Source organism: Ruegeria sp. SAZD011 (assembly GCF_059612545.1).
This window is the reverse complement of sequence record NZ_JBXWQU010000038.1, coordinates 141,220-162,516: the sequence shown is the minus strand read 5'-3', so window position 1 is coordinate 162,516 and position 21,297 is coordinate 141,220. Positions and strand designations below refer to the sequence as shown.

At 65.6% G+C, this 21,297-nt stretch carries 15 protein-coding genes; 8 read left to right on the top strand and 7 right to left on the bottom strand.

All coding sequences use genetic code 11. The features are described from left to right. Window positions 1-308: 308 nt before the first annotated feature. The 7 genes from AC2FLM_RS19350 to AC2FLM_RS19320 all read left to right on the top strand — a co-directional run bounded on the left by AC2FLM_RS19350 (window position 309) and on the right by AC2FLM_RS19320 (window position 7,831). On the top strand, window positions 309-1,085 hold the full coding sequence (locus tag AC2FLM_RS19350) for a cyclase family protein (protein WP_234218501.1): 777 nt from the start codon (window positions 309-311) through the stop codon (window positions 1,083-1,085). Between the two features lie 5 nt (window positions 1,086-1,090). Further along, on the top strand, window positions 1,091-1,606 hold the full coding sequence (locus tag AC2FLM_RS19345) for a thioesterase family protein (protein WP_496859546.1): 516 nt from the start codon (window positions 1,091-1,093) through the stop codon (window positions 1,604-1,606). A 304-nt stretch (window positions 1,607-1,910) separates the two neighbouring features. Next, window positions 1,911-2,945: a hypothetical protein gene (locus AC2FLM_RS19340; protein ID WP_496859545.1), complete on the top strand. Its 1,035-nt coding sequence runs from the start codon at window positions 1,911-1,913 to the stop codon at window positions 2,943-2,945. Window positions 2,946-2,947: 2 nt separating this feature from the next. Further along, complete coding sequence (locus tag AC2FLM_RS19335; RefSeq protein ID WP_496859544.1) at window positions 2,948-4,213, top strand: GNAT family N-acetyltransferase; 1,266 nt, start codon at window positions 2,948-2,950, stop codon at window positions 4,211-4,213. 509 nt (window positions 4,214-4,722) lie between these two features. Continuing rightward, window positions 4,723-5,487 carry a sugar transferase gene (locus tag AC2FLM_RS19330; protein WP_234218505.1) on the top strand — a complete coding sequence of 255 codons (765 nt, stop codon included), beginning with the start codon at window positions 4,723-4,725 and terminating at the stop codon, window positions 5,485-5,487. 86 nt (window positions 5,488-5,573) lie between these two features. Further along, window positions 5,574-6,455 carry a CpsD/CapB family tyrosine-protein kinase gene (locus tag AC2FLM_RS19325; RefSeq protein WP_496859543.1) on the top strand — a complete coding sequence of 294 codons (882 nt, stop codon included), beginning with the start codon at window positions 5,574-5,576 and terminating at the stop codon, window positions 6,453-6,455. 137 nt (window positions 6,456-6,592) lie between these two features. Then, window positions 6,593-7,831 carry a GumC domain-containing protein gene (locus tag AC2FLM_RS19320; RefSeq protein WP_496859542.1) on the top strand — a complete coding sequence of 413 codons (1,239 nt, stop codon included), beginning with the start codon at window positions 6,593-6,595 and terminating at the stop codon, window positions 7,829-7,831. Window positions 7,832-7,839: 8 nt separating this feature from the next. Here the strand turns inward: AC2FLM_RS19320 and AC2FLM_RS19315 are convergent, their stop codons facing one another. After that, window positions 7,840-9,198 (bottom strand): oligosaccharide flippase family protein, encoded by a 1,359-nt coding sequence (locus AC2FLM_RS19315; RefSeq protein ID WP_496859541.1) that lies wholly within the window; start codon window positions 9,196-9,198, stop codon window positions 7,840-7,842. Between the two features lie 218 nt (window positions 9,199-9,416). On the opposite strand from AC2FLM_RS19315, the gene AC2FLM_RS19310 reads away from it, so the two are divergent. Beyond that, window positions 9,417-10,622, top strand: coding sequence for a glycosyltransferase family 4 protein (locus AC2FLM_RS19310; RefSeq protein WP_496859540.1), 1,206 nt, complete (start codon window positions 9,417-9,419; stop codon window positions 10,620-10,622). 39 nt (window positions 10,623-10,661) lie between these two features. Here the strand turns inward: AC2FLM_RS19310 and AC2FLM_RS19305 are convergent, their stop codons facing one another. Genes AC2FLM_RS19305 through AC2FLM_RS19280 form a run of 6 tightly spaced genes read right to left on the bottom strand, consistent with a single transcriptional unit; the run spans window position 10,662 to window position 21,293 of the window. Then, entirely contained in the window at window positions 10,662-11,507 is an 846-nt protein-coding gene (locus AC2FLM_RS19305) for a glycosyltransferase (RefSeq protein WP_496859539.1), read from the bottom strand. Beyond that, window positions 11,504-14,041 carry a hypothetical protein gene (locus AC2FLM_RS19300; protein ID WP_496859538.1) on the bottom strand — a complete coding sequence of 846 codons (2,538 nt, stop codon included), beginning with the start codon at window positions 14,039-14,041 and terminating at the stop codon, window positions 11,504-11,506. Before AC2FLM_RS19300 ends, AC2FLM_RS19305 begins: the two co-directional genes overlap by 4 nt. Continuing rightward, complete coding sequence (locus AC2FLM_RS19295) at window positions 14,038-14,985, bottom strand: hypothetical protein (RefSeq protein ID WP_496859537.1); 948 nt, start codon at window positions 14,983-14,985, stop codon at window positions 14,038-14,040. The genes AC2FLM_RS19300 and AC2FLM_RS19295 overlap by 4 nt, the downstream gene beginning before the upstream one ends. 31 nt (window positions 14,986-15,016) lie before the next feature. After that, the gene (locus tag AC2FLM_RS19290; RefSeq protein WP_496859536.1) at window positions 15,017-15,688 is read right to left on the bottom strand and encodes a 4'-phosphopantetheinyl transferase family protein; all 672 of its coding nucleotides are present in this window, start codon (window positions 15,686-15,688) and stop codon (window positions 15,017-15,019) included. Next, on the bottom strand, window positions 15,685-20,289 hold the full coding sequence (locus tag AC2FLM_RS19285) for a MupA/Atu3671 family FMN-dependent luciferase-like monooxygenase (protein ID WP_496859535.1): 4,605 nt from the start codon (window positions 20,287-20,289) through the stop codon (window positions 15,685-15,687). Before AC2FLM_RS19285 ends, AC2FLM_RS19290 begins: the two co-directional genes overlap by 4 nt. Continuing rightward, the gene (locus tag AC2FLM_RS19280; RefSeq protein ID WP_496859534.1) at window positions 20,286-21,293 is read right to left on the bottom strand and encodes a glycosyltransferase family 2 protein; all 1,008 of its coding nucleotides are present in this window, start codon (window positions 21,291-21,293) and stop codon (window positions 20,286-20,288) included. The genes AC2FLM_RS19285 and AC2FLM_RS19280 overlap by 4 nt, the downstream gene beginning before the upstream one ends. Window positions 21,294-21,297 lie beyond the last annotated feature (4 nt).

The following is a 21,297-nucleotide window of genomic DNA, read 5'->3' as shown; positions in this document are numbered from 1 at the left end:
AGCCGCCGCAAACATCCTCACAAACGCTGCCCTCGACCCCTACGGAAAAATCCCAGAGTTCAAATACGCAGCCGTAAGGGTCGAGAAAGCCGAAGCGCTGGCGGCGGAATAAAGCCTTTGCGAGGCTCCGCCTCGCGCTCCGGAGTATTTTGAACCAGAACGAAGCAGCACCGCGCATATGCTTCTTTCTGGTCAAAAATACCTCCGGGGGTGAGGCCCGCAGGGCCGAGGGGGCAGCGCCCCCTTTGCGTCTTGCCGGGCTGGGCGGGCGCTTTTAACCTCTGCGCAAGTTGCGCAAAGGAATGCCCATGGCCCGCCGTTTTGTTGATCTTTCCGTCCCGCTCGAAACCGGGATCGTCTCCGACCCGCCGATCATGCTGCCCGAGATCGAGTATCTGACGCATGAGCAGACCGCCGAACAGGTGATGTCCTTTTTCCCCGGACTCAAGCGCGAGGATCTGCCGGGTGGCGAGGGCTGGGCGGTGGAGCGGCTCAGCGTTGCGACCCATAACGGCACCCATCTGGACGCGCCTTATCACCACCATTCGACGATGAACAACGGCGAGCGGGCGATCACCATCGACGAGGTGCCGCTGGAGTGGTGCTTCAATCCGGGCGTGAAACTGGATTTTCGCCATTTCCCGGATGGTTACGTTGTCAGCGCCGAAGATGTCGAGGCCGAGCTGGAACGCATCGGGCATGTGCTTCAACCGCTCGATATCGTGGTGGTCAATACCTCGGCCGGGGCGCGCTATGGTCAGCCGGATTATCTGATCAAGGGTTGCGGCATGGGGCGCGCGGCAACGCTCTATCTGACCGAACGCGGCGTGCGGGTGACCGGCACAGATGCCTGGTCCTGGGATGCGCCCTTTCCGCTGACCGCGCGCGTCTATGCCGAAAGTGGCGATGCGGCGATCATCTGGGAGGGGCACCGCGCCTCGATGGAGATCGGCTATTGCCACATGGAAAAGCTGGCGAACCTGGACCAGTTGCCGCCCACGGGCTTCACCATTTCCTGTTTTCCGTTCAAGATCAAAGGCGCAAGCGCGGGGTTCACCCGCGCGGTGGCGATATTCGAGGATTGAGCGCGATGGTGGAAAAGACCCCGCAGAGCGGCCATGACGGCCCCTATCCCGCCCCGGTCGAAATGCGTGGTTTCACGGTGCGTCCTGAATGGATCGACTATAACGGGCACATGAATGTGGGCTATTACGGCGTCGCCTTCGATCAGGCGCTGGACGTGATGCTCGAAGAACAACTGGGGCTTGGCAAGACCTATGTCGAAACCGCCGGGGCCGGCCCCTATATCCTGCAATCGCATGTCCAGTTCCGACGCGAATTGCTTGAGGGCGAAGCGTTTCACCTGCGGTTCCGCCTGCTCGACCATGATGCCAAACGGCTGATCTATTTCGGCGAGATGTATGCGGACCGGGACGGTGTGCTATGCGCCACGCAAGAGGCGTTGATCATGAATGTCAGCCAGGAGACAGGGCGCGGTGCGACGTTTCCCGATTGGGCGCGCGCGAGGCTGGCGCGGATGCAGGCGGATCATCGGGCGCTTCCCTTGCATCCGGCGGTGGGGGCGGCGTTGGGTCTGCGGCGCTGACCGCAGGCCTTGGCCGGCTTATGCCGCAAGTCTCTGTCGAATGCATCGCATTCGGGGCGGGCCGCTGACACGTGACAGGCACAGGCAAATTCGTGGCAAATTCAAGGCAGGTTTGTCGGGCCTGAAACCGGTCCGGGAACAATCCTTGCACGGTCGCGGGATTGGAGCGCGAGGAGACGGCAATGGCGGGCCGATCGCCGCGAATGCTGCGGGCGAATCGGGCATCATGTTATCGAAAGGGGGCATTGGCCCGGCTGAAAGGCGTGTGGATGTATCGAGGGAACGGGTAAAAGGGAACGAGGGCATGGCAGACACTGGCACTTTCGACCGGCTGAACCGGATCGTCGAAACGGCCCAGGCGCGGTTCGGTCGCCCGGTCAACAAGGTGACCGCGCCCGGCGGCGAGGGGCGCTCCAGCTTTCGGCTGCATTTCGACGACATGACTGTCATCGCGACGTTGCGCCCGGATGCCCGCCGTACCCATCTGGAGGCCTTCGTTCTGGAGCGGCTGCACGGGCAGTGCGATGACCTGCCCGAATGCCTTGGCGTGGTGGGCGAGGTCATGTTCCAGTCGGATGTGGGGCGTCGTCGCCTGAACCAGGAAATCGTGCGTCACGAGGGCAAGGACCGGCTGGACCTTGCCGCAGAGGCGGTCGCGGCGATCTTTCGCATCCAGTGCGCGGCGCGGAGCACCGACTTGCACGAGACGTTGCCGCATCTGGGCGCGCATGACGGATGGGCCACCAGCCTTGTCACTGCGGTGGATGCATTGCAGCCCTATTCGATGGGGATCGATGCGCGGTTCGACCGGGCCGCCGCCGCCGGGCGCCTGGCCTGTCCGGGTCGGCAATTCGTGAAATGGGATTGCCGCGCGGGCAATGCGGCGCTGAACGGGGCCGGGCAGCTGAGGTGGTTCGATTTCGAGTATTGCGGCCTGCGCCACGGTGCCGAGGATTTCGCCTGGCTCCTTGGTGACGAGGCCTGGCCCATCGCGCCCGATCAGATGGTCGATGTGATGATCGATGCCTTCGATCCTGGCTGCGGTCACCGGATCGACGCCTATCTGGACTATCTCTCGGTCTACCTGACCTTTCATTGCGCGCAGCGGTTCAAGCTGATCGTGAAAGAGGCGAGGAAACGCGGCTGGTTGTCCAAGGAGCGAGTCCGCAGATATGACGATGCCGGGGTGCATCCCGAGTTCGCCATGCAGATATGCAGGGTCGGCGCCTATTTCGCCGCGCAATCGCCGGTGACCGCGCCGCTTGCACGTAATTTCGACGCAGCCGTCGACAGTTTCCGGGCGATCCTCAGGGAAGGACGCTCGCTCAAAAGCGCATGACGATGGATGGTGCACCGGATTTCGCGGCCAGTGTTTCGGCCAGCGGCAGGCTCCGGGTCGAGCCGGTCGAACGGGACGAGGCATTCCTCGCCCTGCGCGACCGGTGGCGGGCGCTGGAGGCACGTGACCCCGAAGGCACCGTCTTTTTGTCCTGGGACTGGCTGGCGCAGGTCTTTGCCGACAACCCGGAACGCTGGCGCGTTCTGGCCGTCTGGCATGGCCCGCGCCTGGTCTGTGTACTGCCGCTGAGTTACCGCCTGCACTGGAGCCGCAGTCGGCAGGAGTTCCAGACCGAGATCGAGGCGGGTGGCCGACTGGTTCGGAGCGCGTATACCGGTTTTCTCTGCGAACCGGGATACGAGGATATCGCGATCGACGCGCTGGCCAAGGCCTTGCGGCGGCAACCCTGGGCGCGGATGTCCTTGCGATATGATGGTTCGCGGTCGCGTTCGGCCAAGTTCATGTCCGCTTTTGCAGGCACGGCCTATTCGGTGAGCGCAAGGCAGCATCTTATCAACAACGGGCAGACCGACACCCTAATCTGTCCCCGCGTGACGCTTCCTGCTGATTACGAGACCTGGTTGACCAAGGGGCCCGGCAAGAACACCCGCCAGAAAATCCGCCGCTATTCTCGGCGCTATCTGGTCAGCGGCGACTGCACCTTGAGCCACGATCCGGGTTCGGCACTGAAATCGGATATCGGCGCGATGCTGCGGCTGTGGATGCGCAAATGGGCACCGGTCAAGGGCGCCCGGACAGCGCGGCTGTTGGCGGTGAACTATCTTCGCATCCTTACGACGGCCAGCCAGCTGGGCCTGCTTTACCTGCCGGTCCTGCGATGCGAGGGGCGGGTGATCGGCGCGCTGGGTCACATCCTCGACCCTCGTATGAAACGGGTGCATTTCATCCTTGCCGGCAGGGACGAGACGGTAACCGGCAATTTCATCGGTCCGTTGCTGCATTCGCAGGCAATCGGCTGGGCCATCGACCGGGGCTATGAGGTCTATGATTTCGGCCATGGTAACGAGGCCTACAAGTTCAGCTTTGGCGCGCAGCCCGAGACGGTCTCGTCTTTCTCGATCGTGCCCCGCAGCTTGCCAGGGCCGGTGGGGGTGCTTGACCCGATTTGCCGGCCACAGGCGCTGGCGCGGCTTCTCTCTTTTGTGGGCGCGGGCGAGGTCGACAGTGCCGCCGCCGGATGCAAACAGTTGTTGCAGCTGGAACGGGCTGGCACCGACCTGCGGTCGGCCCTTGCTGATCTGCCCTGAAGCGTGGGGGTCAGTTTCTCGGGCGTGGTCGTGACGTACCGGCAAATACCTGGAAACAAAGATGGTGCATGAAAGTGCCGCCATGTTTTCGACACATTCCCGAACGGATTTGCTAAGATCGGTTTCTGTAAGGGCTGGTCCCGATTCCCGATGTGGATGGTTGCCAAACTAGAGACAATCCGTATCCGTGCGATCCATTGGTTCGCGCCAAAACTGGAAATAGTCGAAATTCTAGGCGGTTGCTGGCGGAAACAATCTGTTGACGCAGAATTTCTTAAAATTATCCAGACAGATGCTAGGTTCGAACATGGCAGAAGTATGGCGGAACTTTGCCAAGGTTATATCCCGTTTGGCCGTGCGTAGGGCACGGGAATCCGGGGTAGGGACGCCGCCGAAAGAACCGGGGCCAGCTGCCTGGTCCCGCCTGTAAGTGAAGAGTTGTCTGCGAGGTCGCGGCGCAGGGGTTCAGCGCCGGACTTCGCTCCAGGTATCCCACGTAGGGGGGGAACATGAAGGACTATATCCACACAGCCTCGCTGGCGGTTCCGGTGCCGGTGGTATCTGGCCAGGCCATTCGGACCAGGAGCGCGCTTGAAGCGGTGCTGCTGCCCGCTAACACGAACGCACCTCTGGAGAAGCGGGGGGGAGCCTTTTCTCCGGTCAAGGGCGTCTATGCGACGGTGGGCAAGCGGTGCCTGGATGTAGCCTTCATTCTCCTTTCGCTTCCGGTTGCGCTTGTCATCATCGGCCTGTGTGCGCTGGCGCTACGGCTGGAAGGGGGCAGCGCTTTCTACCGGCAACCCCGGCTGGGCCGCGGCGGCAAACGATTCCAGATTCTCAAGCTGCGCACCATGGTGATGGATGCCGATGCCCGGCTGGAACGGATGCTGGCAGAAAACCCGGCGATGCGCGCCGAATGGGACGCCACGCAAAAGCTGAAGAATGACCCGAGGATTACTCGGGTCGGAAACTTCCTTCGGTGCACCTCTCTCGACGAGTTGCCGCAGCTCTGGAACGTGTTCAAGGGTGACATGAGCCTGGTCGGACCGCGCCCGATGATGCCCGATCAACTGCCGCTTTATGGCGCAGCTGACAGCTATTTCGCGCTGCGGCCCGGAATCACCGGCCTGTGGCAGGTGTCTGAGCGCAATAATTCCCGCTTCGACTACCGGGCCAAGTCCGATGCCGAATATGCGGCGAGCCTGTCCTTGACGGGCGATCTTTCCCTGCTGCTGCGGACCACGTCGGTTGTGGTGCGCCGTACCGGGTACTGAGTTTAGGTGTAAATTCATAGTTTGGGAGCCTATTTATGGCGTATCATGACAGGGACTTGGCTCCGGAAACTGAAACGGTTGCATTGATGAACGACCAGACCACCGGCATCGGCAAGCGTAGCGCGGCAGAACGTCCGTTCCGCCGCAAGGCCGCCTTGCGGGCCGACGCGGCAGCGCCACGGGTCGAAAAGGTGCTGCCCCCAAAGGCGCTGCCCATCGCCGAACCTGCGCCGACCGGGATGCTGCCCGCCACTTTGCCCGAACTGTGGGATCGTCTGCACGCGACGCCTCTGGGATTGGGGCGTCGACAGGCCGGGCAGATGCCGCTGGTCAATCTTCATCGCTCGGATCCCGCGGCCAAGGCGTTCGACGTCTTGCGCACCCGCCTGTTGCAGACGCTCAAGGCGCGCGGTTGGCACCGGATCGGTGTGGTGGCCCCCACGCGTGGCTGCGGTGCCAGCTTTACGGCCGTGAATCTCGCGCTCAGTATCGCGCGGGTACCGGAAAGCCGGACCGTGCTGCTGGACATGAACATGCGCGAGCCGGGGTTGGCGGGGGCGCTGGGTTTGACTGCGAGGGGGGACATGCGCGCCCTGCTGCGCGGCGATGTCTCTTATCTCGACCACCTGACCCGGTGCAGCGGCACGCTGGCCGTGGGGCTGGGCGCCGGCATTTCGGGCGATGCCTCGGAGTTGCTGCAAGCGCCGGCCTGTGGCGAAGTGCTGGATCTGATCCAGACCGATCTGAACCCGGATGTGGTGATCTGCGATCTGCCCGCGATCCTGGCCCATGATGATCTGGCGGCTTTCCTGCCCCGGCTCGACGGGGTGTTGCTGGTTGCCGACGGTACCCAGACCACCGCCGACCAGATCCGCCGCTGCCAGCAGGTGATCGGCGAGACAACACCGCTTTTGGGTGTCCTCCTGAACCGAGCGCGCGGCTCGGGCGCGGAAAACTACGCGGTCTGACCTTCGTTTTTGCCCGGAACTGCCTTATTTTCGTCGGTATGCCATGGTCTGTTGCCCCGGCATACAGGCATGGTTTCGTAGCAGCGAGTTGAGTGACAGTCATGGGGCCGATCTATTCTTTGGAAGACATCCTCGACATGATCCGCAGGCGCGCGCGGCTCATGCTGGCTGTCATCGTGATCGGGTCAGGGCTGTCATTGGTTCTCGCCATGATGCAAAAGCACGAATACGAGGCTTATGAAGTCATCCAGATCGCGCGCCCGGTGGTCTCCGACGAACTGGCGCGCAGCACGGTCGAGGGGTCCTCGGCGCGGCGTCTGCAACTGATCCAGCAGGTCCTGACGACCCGTGGCACCATGCTGGAAATCATCGACAAATACGGCATCTACGCCGATATTCCCGCGCTCAAGCCGCAGGCCAAGGTGGATATGCTGCGCACCGCCGTCCGGATCGAGGGCGTCGCCGCCGCACGCGAGGGGTTTTCCGACGACGGCACCATCTCGGTTCTGACCATCACCGCCCGGATGCCAACGGCCTTACTCGCGCAACAGGTGGCGTCTGAATTCGGCCAACGCACCGTCGAACTCAGCAAGCGCACGCGGATCGAGAATGCCCGTGCCACGCTGGCCTTTTTCGATGCACAGGCGGCGGCATTGGAGGCCGACATCGAGGCGCTTGAAGGCGAGGTCGAGGATTTCCGCAGCCACAACCAGTTGGCGCTGCCCGGCGTTCTGGATGCCCGGCGCGATGAAATCGCCACCATCAACGGTGGCTTGCTCGACATCGCGCGCGAGCGGATCGAGATCGAGCGCGCGATGCAACTGGCCGATCAGAGCGAACGTCCCGCCACCGCAGAGCGGCTGAAGAAGGACTATCGCGAGCAGCTGGCCACGCTGGACGCGCAGCGGGCGTTGCTGGACAGCCGCAAGCGCGACCTGGAATCCCAGATCGAGACCAGCCCCGAGGTCGAGCGCATGCTGGGCACCTATGATCGCCGGCTGGAGCAGTTGCAGGACCAATTGAATCAGGTCTCGACCCGCCGCAGTGAGGCCGAGATGGGCTTTCTCATCGAGGCCGAACGTCAGGCTGAACGCCTGACCGTTATCGAAGAGGCCGCGATCCCCGATTATCCCGTCACCGAAAGCCGCAAGAAAAAAGCCATTCTTGGCGCGGCCGCCAGTTTCGTCGTCGCCTTTGCGCTGGCAGTGCTGATGGAGATGCGCCACCCGGTCCTGCGCAGCGCTGCACAGCTGGAGCGTGAACTGGGCTTTCGTCCGGTGGTGACGGTGCCATATCTCGATACCGAAAGGCGGGCACCCTCGCTCTGGTCTCGGGTAACGTCCCTGTTCCGTCGCCGTCAGACCCCGGCAGAATAGGCATCGCCTCAGAGCGCCGCCAGCGGCGCAATCTCGGTCCAGTGAAACCGGATCACGGTGGCCGCTGCGACCCCGCCCAGCACGATCGCGATGATGTCGTGGCGCAGGTCGCGCGCGCCGTATTTACCGGTCAGCCACAACACGGCGGGATAGGTGGCCAGCGTGGCCGCCGCCAGAGACAGGATCGCCCCCAATAGACCAAAGGCCCAGATCCCCAGCAGGATTGCGCCCACCTGCATCAGCGCCCGCACCAGCATCAGCGTGAAATAGGACAGGCTGTCGCCCCGCGCCAACGCGACGATGTCATAAGTCACGACGATCAGTTGCGGTATGAAGGCAAGCGAAATCAGCGTCACCATCGGCCCCGCCAGCTGGTAGCGCGGGTCATAAAGAAGGTCGACCAGTTGCGGCCCGGCCAGCGCCACCGCCACCAGCGGCACCCCGACCCCCAGCGTCACACCTGCCCGCAACCGTGCCAGCCGGCGCCAGTTGGCCGGATCGGCATCGGGGGGATGATCGCGATAGACCGGCAGCATGATGCGACCGACTACGGCCATCCCCAGCATGATCGGGAAACTGCCCAGAAAATAGCCGATATTGTAGATGCCCAGCATCTCCATCGGCAGGTAGCTGCCCAGGATCGCCCGGTCGCCCTGGCTGATCACAAAGGTCAGGGCGGTGGACAGGAAGATCCATTTGCCGAACCGCATCAGCTCGGACCGGGCCGCCGGTTCCCAGCGGAAGCGGTTGGCGGCGCCCGGCAACAGGAAGTGGGTCAGGACCAGCTTGGCCAGTGCCGTGATCACACCCCCCAGTGCCAGCGCCATGACCGAGCGCGTGGCGATCGCCAGCGCCGCCATTGCGCCGATGCCGATCAGCTGGCTGGTCAGGTCCAGCACCGTCAACCGGCCGACGATCAGGTGCCGGTGCGCGGTTTCGATCCGGGTCGGGAAAAAGCCCGAGATCAGCAGCGCCACCGCCGCCACCGGTAGATAGGTGGTCAGATCGGGCTCGTCATATATCCGCGACACCGGCAGCGCCAGCAGGCAGGCCACCGCGAACAGCCCGATGCCGCGCGCCACTTGGATGGTCCAGGCGGTATTCAGGAAATCGGGGTCGTCGCCGCGCGGGTTCTGTGCGATGGCCGGGCCAATGCCCACATCGGAAAACAGGTTGAGCCCGACCACCACCACCGTGACCAGCGTCATCAGGCCAAAGGCCTCGGGGTATAGAAGCCGGGTCATCAACAGGTTCGCAGCCAACCTGAGGGCCTGGCTGCCGCCATAGCCAACCATCAGCCACGAGGCGCTGCGCAGGACGCGGGCCATCAGGCCGGAACCGTGGAAGGCGGAAAGAAGGCGGGACATGCGGGATCTCTGCTGGTGGCCTGTTTGGGCCGGTTTTCTCCCACGCTAGGGACGGGGGGCGAGCGGGTCAATCAGAGCGCGCCTTGCCGCGCCGCGCTTGTGGCCCGGGATCCACAGGCGCTGGCTTGACGGGTGCCGGGCGGTGGCCCACCGCTAGGCAGCGATGGGTTCCGCGGGTTAGGAGTGAGGGAACGTTTCTCAACCGGATAACCGCTCTCGTGATCATCGCCTATGTTCTGAACACCTATCCTCAGCCTTCTCACAGTTTCATCCGGCGCGAGATTCAGGCTCTGGAGCGACAGGGGCATCAGGTGGTGCGGCTGGCGATGCGCCGGGCTGACACACCGCTGGTTGATGCGAGAGACCGGGCAGAGGCGGCGAAGACGACCTATGTGCTCGACAGGGGGGCGTTGGGGCTGGGCGGTGTCTTGTTGCGCCGGTTTCTGAACGCACCGGGGCGAAGCCTTGCGGCCTTGCGGCTGGCACTGCGCTGCGGGCGCGCCTCATCCAGCGGGATGGCGCGTCACCTGATTTATCTGGCCGAGGCGGCCGAAGTAGTGGCCTGCTGTCAGGCAGCGGGCGCGGGCCATATCCATGCCCATTTCGGCACCAATTCCGCCACTGTCGCGATGCTGGCGCATGCGCTAGGCGGGCCGGGATATTCCTTTACCGTGCATGGGCCCGAGGAATTTGATGCGCCGGTCGCGCTCAGCCTGGGGGCAAAGCTTGACGCTGCGCGGTTTGCCGTAGGGGTCAGCCAGTTCGGACGCAGTCAGCTCTGCCGTTGGGCGGGGTTCGACACCTGGGACCGGTTGCATGTGGTCCATTGCGGTATCGAGCCCGAGGCCTTTGCCGATCCGCAGCCGGTGCCCGAGGGGCCACTGCGCCTGGTCTCGATAGGTCGGTTTGTCGAGCAAAAGGGGCAGATGGTGTTGGTACGGGCCATGGCGCGTCTGGTGCGACGCCATCCGCAGGTACATCTGGACCTGGTTGGCGATGGCGAGATGCGCCCGGCGCTGGAAGAGGCGATCGCCGGGGCCGGGCTTGAGCGCAATATCACGCTGACCGGCTGGCTGGATCAGGACGGCGTGCGCGCCGCGCTTGAGCGGGCACATGCGCTGGTGATGCCCAGTTTTGCCGAGGGACTGCCCATGGTGGTGATGGAGGCGATGGCGGCGGCACGGCCGGTGGTGGCAACCTATGTGGCGGGCACGCCGGAATTGGTGCTGGCGGGCGAGACCGGCTGGCTGGTGCCCGCCGGTGACGATGCCGCGCTGGCCGAGGCGTTGGCCGTGCTGGCCGAAACACCGGTGGCGCGGTTGCGAGGGATGGGCGAGGCAGGGCGCATGCGTGTATTGAAGCGGCACGCAATCGACGACCAGGCTCGCAAACTGGCTGATCTGGTCGCGGGTTCCGAGGGGTAGCGCCAGAAAATTCGTCGAATTTTCTGGCGCCTCGCCGCTTTACCGGCCCCGGTCCCAGCGGGACCGGGGCCGGTAAAGCGGCGTCCGCACCGTGAGCGCCACGGTTGCATAGACGGCGAAACCCAGCGGGTCGCGCAGCAGGTGCCGGATCAGGCCGCCCATGCCCAGACCGGGTGTACCATCGTTCTGCGGCAGATGAGGATAGAGCCGCGCAACCTCGGCCACGCCTGCATCCTGCCGCCGCCGTACTCGCACGAGATTGGCAAAACCCTCGACCATGGGCCAGTCATAGCCAGCATTCACACGCAGGCGTTCTTGCGGTGTGAAACTCAGCCGTACAAAGGTATCGTCAGAGATGATATCGGGCCAATTCCCCCAGCGCGCGCGCCCGGCGGCATTGACAGCAAACAGGCCGAAGCCGGGAACGCCGGTTGCGACAAAGGGCAGGCGTTGCCAGAACCGCGCATAAAGACGGGTGATCAGGCTCTTTGCCGGGGCGACGCGGGGGGTGCCACTTGCATAGCGCGGCGCCTCGGTATCGAGCGCGGTGACCAGTTGCGTCAGCAATGCCGGGTCCAGACGCAAATCCGCATCCAGATAGGCCCTCAGCTCTCCCCGCGCTGCCGCATCCCCGGCCGTGAGCGCGCCCAGTTTGCCACCCTCGGCCAGTTCCAGTACCTGCCAGTGCCAGCCGCGCGCCGCCGCCTGGTCCGCAAAGCCGCGCGCGCGTGCGGCGGTGTCATCGGTGCAGCCATTGGCCACCACCAGCACTTCGCACCGCCAGCCTGCGGGCAGCGGGTCCGAGGCCAGGAGCGCGCGGGCGCAATCGCCGATCCACGCTGCCTCGTCATGGGCGGGGAGGATGACGCTCAGCCAGCGGCTCACTTCAGAAACTCCACCAGCGCGTCCCAGCGCGGGTTGTCGTCGTCGAGATGGCGCAGGTGACCCCAGCTGCCCCATTTGTTGGGCCGGTAGACATCGGCATAGGCGGTGAACAACCCGCCACCCAGCGCGTGCCAGCCCCGGATCAGGTCGGTGTAAAGCTCGCCCATCTCGGGTGTGTAGTTGAAATGTGTGAGGAAGGCCGCCAGTTCCGCATCGTCCACCAGCGGTCCGCTGCCCACCACATGGCTGCCGCCCTCATACATGATCAGCTCCAGCCCATAGCGGCGCGCGACAGCGGCCTGATAGGGCAGGCGTTCGCTCAGGTTCCCCAGCAGCGTGTCCTCGACCTTGCCGCTGGCGGCACCGTCGCGCAGCTCGGCCCAGGCCAGCGCACTGGCCAGGTCATAGCGGTGCTTTGCGACATAGTCGTCACGCGCAGCACCGCTCAGCCCCTGCGCGTCGGCCTGAGCCTCGGCCGCGGCGCGGCTGTCGGCCAGCCATTGCCGGACCAGCGGCAGCCGGTCCTCCCATCCCAGCGTGCCGCCGAAATAGCCGGTCACCGCATAGGCGTCGAAATGGCTGGCGGGGGTGGCGCGGCCCGGCTCCTCGGCGGTCCAGATGGGCGCGTCCAGGATCATCTCCTCAAGCCCGAGCCAGCCGGTCTGGGTCGAGATCACCCGGATCAGCCGCGCCTCGGCCTGATCCGCGAACACATCTGACCAGATATCGGCCATCTCGACCGCGCGGGCGGCGTAATAGCTGACCCAGTGGTCCTTCTTGTTCCAGCGGGCGCGGGCCTGATCCTCGGCCCATTGCGCCTGGGTGAATTGCCAGTTCCAGACCTCGTTCGACAATTCGACATAGGCGCGCTGTTCGATCCACAGATCGTCGCGCACCCTCTCGGCAAAGCGGCGGATATAGTCGTCATCGGCCAGATGGGGCATGTTGAACCAGCCATCTGCGCCGGTGCGGTTCAAAAGCTCGATCATCACCTCGAGCGGTACGCCTTTCATCGCCCAGGTGAACTCTTCGGACCGGGGACGATCCGCCCAGGCCGATTGTTGCGAGTCGTTGGTTTGCATCCAGTCCATGAAGCGCAGCGCGCGAAAGCCCATCAGCCGGTCCAGCCACAGCGGGTTGAACAGGCCGCCCGCCTGGTGGGCGTCCAGATGCTCCTCTTTCACCACCGAGATGTCGCGCACATAATCGCCGCCGCGATGGGTGCGCTGGATGCGGATATCCACCGATCCGGGGCCGGGGGTGAAATCGAAACTGACGCTGTTCTTGCCATAGCGCACATTTTCGGCGCGGCCCGACACCTCGACCACGCCCTGTCCGGCAAAGCGCAGCACATAACGCCCCGCGGTCGAGACCGCCTCTTCGGGCAGGTCGGTCAGGATCAGCGTCCCGACCGAGCCCAGCTCGGGCGGGATCGCCATCACCCAGCCATTCGGGTCGAGATAACCAGCCTCTTGCAACTGGGCATGATCCACACCGCCCCATTGCCGGGGCAGATGGCCGATCCAGGGGCGGGCGGTCTTGAACACGTCGAGAAAGGGTTGCTGCACCGACCAGTCGTTGACCCCGGCCAGTCCGATCGCCACCGGCACCGGCCCCTCGGGCGCGGGCGGCGGGACAAAGCCCTGTCGTGGCTCGGCCGGCTCCCCCGCCTGTTCGGCGGCGGCGGGTTCGCTTGTGGGTTCGTCCGGGATTGCCACCGGTTGTGGCGCGGGCGGCGCGGGCGCCTCGAACCCTTGCACCACGGTCCAGGCGACCTCTTGCAACCGCTGTGCCAGCGCCGGATCGGGGGTGGCATAGGCCTTGCCCCACCGATCCTCAAGCCGCCGGGGCAGACCCACCGGGCTTTCCCCGGTCACGACGGCATATTGCACCATGGTCAGGAAATAGAAGCCCAGATCGTTGGGATGGATATCGTCGGAAAAGAGCTGCGCGATGCGGTCGACCCCCGGCACTGTCCCGGCCGCAATGGCATCGGTCAGCGCCAGCATCGCCTGTCCGGCGGGCAACAGCTGCATCGGTGGCGCGCCCTCGGGGCGGGTGGTATTGACGCCATCGACGATGGATTGCCACCGGGGCAGGTCCGCCTCGATCCGCTCGCGCCAGGGGAGGTCGTCGCCCTCGTCATAGGGGATATCGGCGCCACTGCCCGAGCGCAGGTCGTGCCACGTCTCTTGCAGGAACACCCGGGTGTCGGGATTGGCGGACAGGGCCAGATCGTAATAGCGCTGGGCCGAGCCGATGCTGTCATTATACTGCATCTGGTTGGCCAGCGGGATCCCCTCGGTCAGGATTAGCACGTTGAAACCACCGCCTGGCAGCACGTCGCGCGCGTTCACACCCTCGGCCTTGGCGCCATTGTCCCATTGATATGACAGCGGCGCGCCATTGATGATCTGCGCCGCAACCCGCACATCGCGCCCCTCCAGCACCTGTGACAGCATTTGCGGATTGGTCGGGCCGAACAGCGAATGGCCGATAAAGAGGATGCCGATCAGGCTGGTGATCCAGCTCATTGCGGGACTCCGGTCTTTGGATAGCTGGTGACGGTCTGCCAGACGATCTCTTGCATCAGGCGCGCGGCCTCTGGCGAGGGGGCAAGGGCGGGGCTGCCATCGGCCCGGTTCAACTGGTGGGGAAGGCCGACGGGAGAGCTCTGATAGAGCACCGCGTAATGGGTGAGCGCGATCAGATAGTTACCCAGATCGCCCATGTGGATGGTGTCGAGCCGACCCTGCTCATCTGTGCCGAACAGCGCCTCGGGCCCGTCGATACCCGGCACGCCGCCGCGCGCCTCAAGCGCGCGCACGAAGCGGGACAGGACCTGGCCCACCGGGATCACATGGGCGGGGTTGTCGGGGTTGCGGGCCAGGTCGCGCAGCAGGATCTCGTTTTCCCAGAGTTCAACCAGGTCGCGGTCCAGGCGGCTGAGCCAGCCATCGGGATCGTCCAGCCAGTGCCAGGTTTCATAGAGAAAAACCCGTGCGTCCGGCCGGCCTTCGCGCGCCAGTCCGGCCCATTTGCTGAAATAGCGGTCGCTGTCGAAATATCTGATCGCATCGGTCAACTCGACCATCTCGGTCAGGATCACCGCGTCATAGGCGCCCGAGCGCAGCGCGGTATCGGCGGGGCGATAGCGGGGATGATCGTTCATCTGCTCAAAGCCGTTGATCCCCTCATCCGGCTCCCAATGCGCCTTGAGCGTGGTGCCCCATCCCAGCTGGCTGGCATAGTCATGCCCGATTGGGGCCAGCTGTTGCAGCATCGCCGGCATGTCCTGTCCCACCAGGCTGTGGCCGAGGTGAAACACTGTCATCGCACCCGCGGGCGGTGGCAGCGGTCGGGCATAGGCAGCATCCACCACGGCGCTGTCGGGCAGGCGCGGGCGCAGCCATCCCCACCAGAGACCGGCCATCAGAATCGCTAGGATCAGGAGGGTGGGCAGAACAGCGCGCAACATGGGGGCTTTCTAGCGTAACCTCATTCGGATTTCACGCGGCAACGGCCAGAACAGTGACAATCAGCCCGCCCCCGCGCGCAAAACGCCCGTGCAGTGTTTCCCCCCTGGAAAAGGGCGGTACATCGGTCTGAAAGGTGGCGGCAAAGCTCTGGCTGACGGGATCGGGCCTGACCGCGATGGCGTCGAACCCGATCAGGGCGCGGCTCAGCCGGTATTGCGCCTTGTAGGCGCATTCCTTGGCCGAAAAGATCAGCTTGGCCCAGTGTCCGGCCATGTCCTGCCTGGCCAGCCAGTCGCGTTCGGCGGGGGTGCACACGGTTTCCAACAGGTCGGGATCCAGTGGCGTGTCGGGTTCCATGTCCAGGCCGAGGAGGCGAATCTCGCCCTCCCATGCGGTGGCGGCCAGACAGGCGGTGTCGGTATGGGTGATGCTGCCCAGCAGCCCCGGCGGCCAGACCGGCGCCCGGTCGGTTCCCATCGGGATCGCCAAAGCCGGGGCGCCCAGTTCGCGCAGCGAGAGGCGGGCGGCGGCGCGCCCGGCGGCAAATTCACGCTGCCGTTTGGCGGTGGCGCGGGACAGGGCGGCCAGTTCTTCGGGATAGGCTTGATGCGGCCCGGCGGGGTCGGTCGCGGCCAGCGCCACGCGCGTATCCAGCAGCGGCGCCGCCAGCATCAGCGCCCCGGTGGCCGCCGCCCCTGTCACCGCACACGTTCCTGCCGGTTGGCCCGCATCGCCCGCCGGCGCGACATCGTGCTGGCGCGTTCCTCGCTGTCGACGGCAGGTGGCGTCGGTTCATCGGGAGCATCGCCTTTTGACAAATGCGCGGCCAGCCCGCCCAGGGTGGGAAAGCGGAAGATGTCGGTGATCGGCAGGGCCGGCACGTTCAGCGCCGCGCGGATCTCGCGATGGGCCTGCACCGCCAGCAGGGAATGCCCGCCAAGGGTAAAGAAGTTGTCATCGGCCCGGATGTCACCGACGCCCAGGATGCGCGACCAGATCGCCGCGATCTGCGCCGCGGCGCCGCTGACGGGTTCCGAGGGGGCGCTGGGTGCGGCGCGCTGCTGCACCGGCTCGGGCAGGGCCTTGCGGTCGATCTTCTTGTTGGGCGTCAGCGGAAACGCGTCGAGCGTCACGATATGTGCGGGCACCATAACCTCGGTCAGGCGCGCGGCCAGATGCGCGCGCAGGGCGACATCCGAGACCGGCCCGCCGGTGGTGACATAGCCCACCAGCCTTGTGTCGCCGCCAATCTCGCGCGCAATCACCACCGCGCCGGTGACACCGGGATAAGAGGCCATCGCCGCCTCGATCTCGCCCAGCTCGATCCGCTGGCCGCGGATCTTGACCTGATGGTCGCTGCGCCCCAGGAAATCGAGCTGCCCGTCCGCCCGCCAGCGGACCAGATCGCCGGTGCGGTACATCTGCGGCGCGGCGGTCACCGTGAGCCCGGCCTCGGCGGCAAACGGATCGCGCGGGAACCGCTCGGCGGTCAGTTCGGGGCGCTGCCAATAGCCGCGTGTCACCCCCTCGCCGCCGATATGCAGCTCTCCGGGCACGCCGATGGGGCAGGGTTGTCCGCTGCCGTCCAGCACATAAACGGTGGTATTGGCGATGGGCTGGCCGATATCGACCGTGCCCTCGGTCCGGGGCGGCACCAGCGCACAGGTGGACCAGATCGTCGTCTCGGTCGGCCCGTACATGTTGAGAATGCGGGCGCCGGTCGCCTCGCGCAGATCCTCGACCAGATCGCCGGGCAGGGCCTCGCCGCCCAGCAGCAAGTGTTTCACCCGGCCAAGCGCCATGCGCGCCTCGTCGTTCATGGCGATCATCCGCGCCATCGAGGGGGTGCATTGCATATGCGTCACCCCATGGCGCACGATCTGCGCGGCCAGCGAGAAATCGTCCTCGGCCAGCGCGCTGGGCGCGCGCACCCGTTTCAGGACCTCGGCCAAGGGTTTCAGCCCTTCGAGCACGACCGCAGGGTCGATGCCATAGTCGATGAGGCAAGCCACCTCATCCACGCCGATGCGTTTGAGCTGTTCGACGCGGGCCACGGCATCGTTGATGGTGCCGAACAGCCCCGAGTCTTCGAAATACCGCTCGAAAGCGAAATCGAGGATCGCCTCCAGCTCGTCGCCGCTCAGCACGCCCAGATCCATTTCAAAGGCGTTGGTCACCCCTTTGGGTTTCTTGAAGGCGGGGAAGGCCCAGGCATATTGCTTGATCAGCCCGGCGGCCGAGCGCAGGTAATCCTTCATCGGCTCGCGCGCGATGCGCGCGGCCTCTTCGCGGGTATCGGCCAGATAGGTGTGCAGCATCAGCGTCACCTTGAAATCGGCCGGGTCATGGCCCGCCTCGCGCAGGGCGGCGTGATAGATGCGGATCTTGTCGGCCACCTCGTCGATGCTCTGGCCCAGAAGGTGGGTCAGCACGTTGGCGCCGATGGATCCCGCCTCGCGCCAGGTCTCCGGGTTGCCCGCCGTGGTGACCCAGAGCGGCAGTTCCTTCGACACCGGGCGCGGCTGGGTGACGACCGAATGCATGCTGCCATCGGCCTTGGCGAACTCGACCGCCTCGCCGCGCCAGAGCTTGCGCAGGGTTTCGATGGTTTCGAACATGGCGGGCTTGTTGCGCGGCGGGGTGTTTTCCGGGCGCAGGATGAAATCGTCAGGCTGCCAGCCCGAGGCGATGCCAAGCGCCGCGCGCCCGCCGGTCAGGTTGTCGATCACCGCCCATTCCTCGGCGATGCGGGCGGGATGGTGCAGCGGCGCCACGCAGGAGCCCGCGCGCACGCTGAGATTTTTTGTCACCGCAGCGACCGCCGCGCCGGTCACCGAGGGGTTCGGATAGGGGCCGCCAAAGGCGTGGAAATGCCGTTCCGGCGTCCAGACCGCGTTGAACCCGTGCGCGTCGGCGAATTTCGCGCCTTCGAGCAGCAGTTCGTATTTCTTCGGCCCCGGCCCGTCGTCATTGCCCCAATACATCAGGTTGAAGTCGATCGGCCGGTCACTGACCGCGATTGGGCCTTTCGAGACTTCGGCGCGGTTCTCGTCGGAACTCAGCACCACCTTGAAGCCGCGCGCCAGCGTCCAGAACAGTTCCAGCACCGAGATGTCAAAGCTCAGCGAGGTGACCGCCAGCCAGACGCCACCATTGACATGATCGATACGGTCGTCCATCCCGGCAAAGAAATTGACCACATTGCGATGCTCGACCATCACCCCCTTGGGCGTGCCGGTCGAGCCCGAAGTATAGATCACATAGGCCAGATCGTCGGCGCTGGCACCGCCATCGACATTCTCGGGCTGTCTGGCATTTGTCAGCGGGCCAAGGTCGAGGATCTGCGCCTGCGTGTCGGGCAGGCTTTGTGCGCGGGCGCCATTGGTCACGATGATCGCGGCGCGGCTGTCGCTGACATAATGGGCGATGCGGTCGGCCGGATAGGCGGGGTCGAGCGGCACATAGGCGCCGCCCGCCTTGAGCGCGGCCAGCGCCGCAATCAGCAATTCGGGGCCGCGGTCGAGATAGATGCCGATATGGCTGCCGGGTCCTGCGCCCATTTCACACAGGCGGGCGGCCACCGCATTGGCGCGGGCATTGAGGGCGGCGTAGCTGAGCGTTTGCCGCTCAAAGACCAGCGCCGGGGCCTCGGGTGTGCGGGCGGCCTGATCCTCGAAAGCATGGTGTATGGTCAACGCCCGGTCGTAATCGCGGGCGCTACGGTTCCAGTCGCTGATCATGGTCGAGCGTTCCGACGCCGGCAGAACCGGCAACGCGGAGACGGTATCGGTGTCGCGCGCGCGGCCCATCGCATGCATCGCGGTTTCCAGCCGCCGGGCCAGGATCTCGGTCTGGCGCGGGTCGAGCCGCGCGGCATCGGCAAAAAGCGTGGCCTGCCCCCGGTCCAGCGCCACGGTCAGTACCGCCCCCGGAACCGGCCCGGCGCCATCCAGCGCCAGCGCCACTTGTGGTATGGTCCGGTGGGAAATGCGCGGGTCGCGCAGCATCAGGTCGGCGGGGGGCGCGCCCGTGGCGCGGGCGGCTTGGGCCGTCTGTTCGACCCAGCCGATCAGGTCGGCGCGGGTCGAGGTCAGCGCCGCCTGCAAAGGCACCCAACCGCTGACATAGCCGTTTGCGGCGGCCTGCTGCATGGCGCCGGTGGTCAAGGCCAGATCGCCGTAGTCCTCGCCGCTGCTCCGCAAGGCCCAGACGACGACCGAGGCCATCAGAGCGGCTTCGCCCAGACCGTGTGGAACCGAAAGACGGTGCGGCGCGGGCGTGCCGGCCGTGTCACCGATGGCCAGCGGCACCGGCAGCGGCCGCATCGCAGTGAGGGCGACACGCCAGTGCCGTTCGGCGGGCAGGGCGGCAGCCAGCGCGCGGCCCAGAGCCTCGCCCTCGGTGGCAGAGAGTGCGGGCAGGCGCTGCCCCTTGGGGGCAAGTTCGGCCAGATCGACCGGCAAGCCGTCCAGAGCGCGCAGCGCACCCAGCATCAGATCGCCTTCGCCACAGGCCAGGTGGAGGCTGTCGGCAGTTGTGGAAAGAACGGTTCCGGGCAGGGCGCCCGAACGTCCCTCGGCCCGGGCCTGTCCAACAGCCAGCACCCGCCCGCCAGCCACGATCTTGGCGCAGGTCAGCGGGTTGGCATAGTCGCCGAAATCAAGCGCGCGCACCAGCGCGGCCAACGTCGCGGCGGGTTTGGTGAAGTCCAGCCGCCCGGCGGCGGCGGGCCGGGCGTCGCGTCCGAAATAGCTGCGCTGGCTCAGATCCTGCGCTTGCCGTTCGAGCCCCTGTTCCAGCTGGTCGGCCACGCGCGCGAAACTGTCCAGCGCCGCGCCATAGCACTTGGAGTTCAGCGAGAACGCGGTGTCATCCTCGGCGATGTCGAACATCTGTTGCGCCAGGATGTCGCCCTCGTCGATGCCGCCCTCGATCAGATGCCAGGTCACGCCATAGCGGGTTTCGCCCGCCATCAGCGCCCAGGCCGGCGTGTTCAGCCCGGCATAGCGCGGCAGCGGTCCGTCGTGAAAGTTCACGGCCCCCCGGCGCGGCAGGGCCAGCACCGCCTGCGGGATCACCCGGAGATTGGCGATCGACAGCAGCCAGTCGAACCCGGCGCCCGCCAGATGCGGCTCCAGCTCCGAGATCTCGCGCATATGGGCGAGGCCCTTGCCCCGCGCCCAGGTGGCGATTTCGGCATCGGTGGAAACGACGGCGGCGATCTGGTGCCCGCGGTCGAGCAGCATCTCGCTGCAACCGATCAACAGGGATTCGTTTCCGATCACGACATGGGTCAGGCTCATCTGCTGTCCTCCGGGATGGCGGTAACTGGGGCGGGGGCGGTACGTGACCGGCCCAAAGCGGCGCGCAAGGCATGGCTGACCAGATCGGTCAGGAAACGGTCGGGATCGGCCTGCGGCTTGGCCTGCACCAGACGGCGCAGGCGCCAGATCGCGGCCCCGGTCACCAGCGCCAGCGTGGCACCCGCCGCATAGGCCCGCCCATGGGTCTTGAGGTAATAGTGAAGCCGGGAATCGAACCAGTATTGCGGGGTCCGGTTCCAGCTTTTCATGCCGGTGCTGGCCGAGCCGATATGCACCACACCCACGTCAGGCAGGTAATGCGTGCTCCAGCCTTCGGCCTGGGCGCGATGGCAAAGATCGGTTTCCTCGAAATAAAGAAAGAATCGCTCGTCGAACCCGCCGGTCGCCGCGATCACCTCGCGCCGGATCATCAGGCTGGCGCCCGAGGCCCAGTCGACCCTTGTGCGCCGCGCGGGCAGGGGGGGCGCGATGATATGGTCGCGCAGCAGGCGGCTCAGCGGGCCGGTGCGGGCGGCCGCCTCGAACTCGCCCGCGGCGGTGGGAAAGCGAAAGGCAGTGCGGTGCGGATCGTCGTCGATGCCGCGCACGGCGCTGGCGGCCAGACCGGCATCGGGGGTTTCCAGCAGGAAATCGCGCAGGCCCCGGATGCAACCCGGATCGGGCCATGCGTCCGAATTCAAGAGGTAATAGAAATCGGGTGCGGCCCCGTTCGACAGACCCGCGTTCATGCCCACGTTCATCCCGGCGCCAAAGCCGCCATTGCGCCCGCTTTGCACCAGCCGCAGCTTGCCGCTGGCCAGCCAACCATAGTCGGTGGCGGCCTTGGAAAGCTTGTCGAACGAGCCATCGCCCGAGGCATTGTCGACCACCACGATCTCGCCGGGCAGATCCTGCATCTCGCGCATGGCGGCTTCGCAGGCGCTGATCGTCAGGTCGGGCGTGCGGTAGTTCAGGATGACGGTCAAGACGGTTGCGCTGCTCATGGTT

What these genes read in the sequence shown, in the direction of transcription:
- AC2FLM_RS19350 (WP_234218501.1), top strand. Translation starts at nt 309, where the DNA reads ATGGCCCGCCGTTTTGTTGATCTTTCCGTCCCGCTCGAAACCGGGATC.
- AC2FLM_RS19345 (WP_496859546.1), top strand. Translation starts at nt 1,091, where the DNA reads ATGGTGGAAAAGACCCCGCAGAGCGGCCATGACGGCCCCTATCCCGCC.
- AC2FLM_RS19340 (WP_496859545.1), top strand. Translation starts at nt 1,911, where the DNA reads ATGGCAGACACTGGCACTTTCGACCGGCTGAACCGGATCGTCGAAACG.
- AC2FLM_RS19335 (WP_496859544.1), top strand. Translation starts at nt 2,948, where the DNA reads ATGGATGGTGCACCGGATTTCGCGGCCAGTGTTTCGGCCAGCGGCAGG.
- AC2FLM_RS19330 (WP_234218505.1), top strand. Translation starts at nt 4,723, where the DNA reads ATGAAGGACTATATCCACACAGCCTCGCTGGCGGTTCCGGTGCCGGTG.
- AC2FLM_RS19325 (WP_496859543.1), top strand. Translation starts at nt 5,574, where the DNA reads ATGAACGACCAGACCACCGGCATCGGCAAGCGTAGCGCGGCAGAACGT.
- AC2FLM_RS19320 (WP_496859542.1), top strand. Translation starts at nt 6,593, where the DNA reads ATGATCCGCAGGCGCGCGCGGCTCATGCTGGCTGTCATCGTGATCGGG.
- AC2FLM_RS19315 (WP_496859541.1), bottom strand. Translation starts at nt 9,198, where the DNA reads ATGTCCCGCCTTCTTTCCGCCTTCCACGGTTCCGGCCTGATGGCCCGC.
- AC2FLM_RS19300 (WP_496859538.1), bottom strand. Translation starts at nt 14,041, where the DNA reads ATGAGCTGGATCACCAGCCTGATCGGCATCCTCTTTATCGGCCATTCG.
- AC2FLM_RS19295 (WP_496859537.1), bottom strand. Translation starts at nt 14,985, where the DNA reads ATGTTGCGCGCTGTTCTGCCCACCCTCCTGATCCTAGCGATTCTGATG.
- AC2FLM_RS19285 (WP_496859535.1), bottom strand. Translation starts at nt 20,289, where the DNA reads ATGAGCCTGACCCATGTCGTGATCGGAAACGAATCCCTGTTGATCGGT.
- AC2FLM_RS19280 (WP_496859534.1), bottom strand. Translation starts at nt 21,293, where the DNA reads ATGAGCAGCGCAACCGTCTTGACCGTCATCCTGAACTACCGCACGCCC.